The organism is uncultured Methanobrevibacter sp. (genome assembly GCF_902801725.1).
GTDB lineage: Archaea > Methanobacteriota > Methanobacteria > Methanobacteriales > Methanobacteriaceae > Methanocatella.
The window spans coordinates 1-2,435 of the sequence record NZ_CADCJB010000077.1 but is presented as its reverse complement, the minus strand read 5'-3'; the positions used below and the strand labels follow the sequence as shown (position 1 = coordinate 2,435).

Annotated in this window: 3 protein-coding genes; all 3 read right to left on the bottom strand. The window is 33.4% G+C overall.

Annotated features, from left to right (window positions below; translation table 11 throughout):
• Positions 1 to 154: 154 nt before the first annotated feature.
• Genes QZV68_RS10125 through QZV68_RS10115 form a run of 3 tightly spaced genes read right to left on the bottom strand, consistent with a single transcriptional unit; the run spans position 155 to position 1,984 of the window.
• Complete coding sequence (locus tag QZV68_RS10125) at positions 155 to 1,120, bottom strand: alpha/beta hydrolase (protein ID WP_296880877.1); 966 nt, start codon at positions 1,118 to 1,120, stop codon at positions 155 to 157.
• Positions 1,121 to 1,141: 21 nt separating this feature from the next.
• Positions 1,142 to 1,579, bottom strand: a complete 438-nt coding sequence (locus QZV68_RS10120; protein ID WP_296880876.1) for a cyclophilin-like fold protein — start codon at positions 1,577 to 1,579, stop codon at positions 1,142 to 1,144.
• 15 nt (positions 1,580 to 1,594) lie between these two features.
• Positions 1,595 to 1,984 carry a helix-turn-helix domain-containing protein gene (locus QZV68_RS10115; protein ID WP_296880875.1) on the bottom strand — a complete coding sequence of 130 codons (390 nt, stop codon included), beginning with the start codon at positions 1,982 to 1,984 and terminating at the stop codon, positions 1,595 to 1,597.
• Positions 1,985 to 2,435 lie beyond the last annotated feature (451 nt).

Sequence of the window (2,435 nt, the reverse complement as noted above, 5' to 3'; positions counted from 1 at the left end):
TTAGTTAAACTTGTTTTATACAATACACCTAATTCTTGTTAAAAAATTAAAATTAATTGCATGTTTGCATAATAGTAACGAAATTATCCTATTAATAATAGTGAAATTTTTCTTGAAACAAAAAAAGAAAATAATAGTTACTTTTTAAAGTAACTTACAAGTTTTCATTGAAAAATTCTGCAATCTTTTCAAATGGAATTACATCAGTTTTATAGTACAAATCCGTGTGAACCGCATCAGGAATAATCATTAGCTCCTTATTGTCCCCAGTCAATTTTGCAAATTCATCCTCTGAGAAATATCTGGAATGTGCATTTTCCCCATGAATCATTAAAATTGGTGTTCTGATTTCATCAGAATAAGCTATAATCGGCTGAGATATGAATGACATGCATCCTATTACATTCCATCCATCATTTGAACCCGGAGATCTTGGATGGTATCCCAACGGTTCAATGTAAAAGTCATGATAATCCTTTACAAATTGTGGCAGGTCATCAGTCACTTCTTTTATGACCCCACCGGCTTTTGCATATTCTCCATTTTTAAAGTCTTCGGTTCTCTGATTGTTTAGGGCAACTTTCATTTCATACCTTGCATTGGCATTATCATCAGCATCATAATACCCCTTTGCAGTAATGCGAGTCATATTATACATTGTTGAGGTGACTGTTGCTTTAATACGGGTATCAAGGGACGCAGCATTTAATGCCATTCCTCCCCATCCGCAGATTCCACAAATTCCGACCCTGTCACTGTCAACATCATCTGATGTGACAAGATAGTCAACTGCAGCCTGGAAATCTTCAGTGTTGATGTCTGGAGATGCCATATCACGAGGCTCACCTGAGCTTTCACCGGTAAATGATGGATCAAAAGCTATTGTCAAAAATCCCATTTCAGCCAATGTTTGCGCATAGAGACCTGAAACCTGCTCTTTTACAGCACCGAATGGTCCTGCGCATGCAATAGCAGGCAATTTTTCCTTAGAATCTTTTGGTTTGTATAAATCTGCAACCAAAGTGATTCCATACCTATTTCTGAATGTTACCTTTTCATGGTCTACATTATCGCTTTTGGGAAAAACCTTATCCCATTCTTTTGTTATCTCAATATCCATAATATCACCATATTAATTAAATTAGTTTAAACTGAACTCCAATATAACATTACCAGAACCCAGAACTTCCTTTAGCTTATTGGAGTCAACATTATCTATTTTACCCAGTTTTGTATAGCTCCATGAATGGGAACCGTAAAACAAGGATATTTTGTCCCCCTGATACAATACAATATCTCCCGGATTTGTGCCAATATTTTCATCATTTGTTGGAAGTGAAAAACCCAATTCACCTACTTTTTCAAAACCACCATACTCCGATGCATTAACTGTGACATTTCCTTTTTTCAGTTCTTTAACCAGTTCCTGTGTGGCGGAATTGTTTTCCAATTTAACATCAAATACCTCATCATTGATTTTGACTTTAACTAAATCATCCATACTGTCATCCCCGCTAACCGCAGTACAGGCAATTAAACCCAATATAATTATTAAACCGGATTTTTTAATAAAAGACATTGTATCGCCTCAAAATTATAAATTAAGAATATGAATATACTTTTCTTTTATGAAGATGATTTCTTCATTCGTGTAAAAATCTCCCTCATGGGTATCCAAAGCAAAAATGATTAATTCATACAATACCTTATTTAGTTTCATTCCTTTTGAAGTTAAGAAATATTCCGTTTCATGATTATTAATCTTTTTTTCAATTAGATTGTTGTTTTCCATTGATTTAAGGCATCTTGCAAGAGATTTATTGTCTAGATTTGGACGATTTTCCTGAAATTGTGAAAAACGCTTTTTTCCCAAAAACAAATCTTTTAAAATGTAAAAAGTCCATTTATTGCTTATGGATTTAATTGCACTGCCCACAATGTTTCTTTCAAATTGATTGCCATACAATTTTTCTTCAAGAGCCATGAAAAAATATTTGTTCATTAATATTTTAATAGTTATAGTGGCAAAAATGCCACAAATTCAGACATCTAGATAAAAGCAAAAGAAGGATTTAAAAAACAATTATTAGAATAATCTAGTCTGATCATCAATAAAGCTGGGTTCATTAACCTCTTTTACAACATCGCCATCATTAACTTCCCCAATAAGCAAGGGTGAATCTGGATTATGCAACTTTTGGTTCTTTTTGACCAGCTTCATATTGCGTTGGCATAACAATAATTGCTTGTCATCAATTGTTTATAAATAATTTCAGCATCTTACCCTCAACTTTTCCAATAATACTCAAGTAGTTACCTTTGCATCATTAGTTGGTTCAGGTTATGTCAGTGATTATAGTAGATGTTCAGGATTTGTATTTCCACCATCCCAGTTTCACCCAGTATAGATGAAAATATTTAATTATCATGATTTC

What these genes read in the sequence shown, in the direction of transcription:
- QZV68_RS10115 (WP_296880875.1), bottom strand. Translation starts at nt 1,984, where the DNA reads ATGGCTCTTGAAGAAAAATTGTATGGCAATCAATTTGAAAGAAACATT.
- QZV68_RS10120 (WP_296880876.1), bottom strand. Translation starts at nt 1,579, where the DNA reads ATGTCTTTTATTAAAAAATCCGGTTTAATAATTATATTGGGTTTAATT.
- QZV68_RS10125 (WP_296880877.1), bottom strand. Translation starts at nt 1,120, where the DNA reads ATGGATATTGAGATAACAAAAGAATGGGATAAGGTTTTTCCCAAAAGC.